Origin of the sequence: Janthinobacterium sp. Ant5-2-1 (assembly GCF_001445815.1) — a bacterium.
GTDB classification, from domain to species: Bacteria; Pseudomonadota; Gammaproteobacteria; order Burkholderiales; family Burkholderiaceae_D; genus Janthinobacterium; species Janthinobacterium lividum_E.
In genome coordinates this window covers 1-653 of sequence record NZ_LNCE01000158.1, presented here as the reverse complement: position 1 = coordinate 653, position 653 = coordinate 1, and the positions used below count along the sequence as shown (strand labels likewise).

The window sequence follows — 653 nt, the reverse complement described above, 5'->3', positions numbered from 1 at the left end:
GTCCTTCATCGCCTGTAATCGCCAAGGCATCCACCATGTGCACTTATTCGCTTGTCCCTATAACGTTAGCCTCTCATCATTTGCATAATGAAAGAGCGCTACAGGGATAAGAAAGTACAACGTTGTTGCTTGTTTGTTGATACATACAATCATTACCCATCGATTCGCTTTTTACGGCAAACCGATCAATAAATAATCTTTACTTCTTCCAGATTGTTAAAGAACATACAGCACTTGGTCTCGAAAAGACCAAACCTAAATTCAATCACCGATGTGATCAACTTACGTTTGAACTTTTGGTGGAGGATGACGGGATCGAACCGACGACCCCCTGCTTGCAAAGCAGGTGCTCTCCCAGCTGAGCTAATCCCCCTGAGATTTACTACAGAAACTGGTAGGGCTGGTTGGACTCGAACCAACGACCCCCGCGTTATCAACACGGTGCTCTAACCAGCTGAGCTACAGCCCCAAATGCTGTTCTTTATATTAACAGCCGATAAGTGTGAACATTTGATGCGTGAATCATTTACATGATTCGTGCAAACTCTAGAAAGGAGGTGATCCAGCCGCACCTTCCGATACGGCTACCTTGTTACGACTTCACCCCAGTCACGAATCCTACCGTGGTAAGCGCCCTCCTTGCGGTTAAGCTA

Annotated in this window: 2 tRNA genes and 1 rRNA gene; all 3 read right to left on the bottom strand. The window is 46.1% G+C overall.

The window, feature by feature from the left end:
- Positions 1 to 297: 297 nt before the first annotated feature.
- Positions 298 to 373 (bottom strand) — tRNA-Ala (locus tag ASN89_RS26820).
- A 19-nt stretch (positions 374 to 392) separates the two neighbouring features.
- Positions 393 to 469 (bottom strand) — tRNA-Ile (locus ASN89_RS26815).
- A gap of 81 nt (positions 470 to 550) precedes the next feature.
- Positions 551 to 653, bottom strand: a 16S ribosomal RNA gene (locus ASN89_RS26810); the annotation flags it as partial.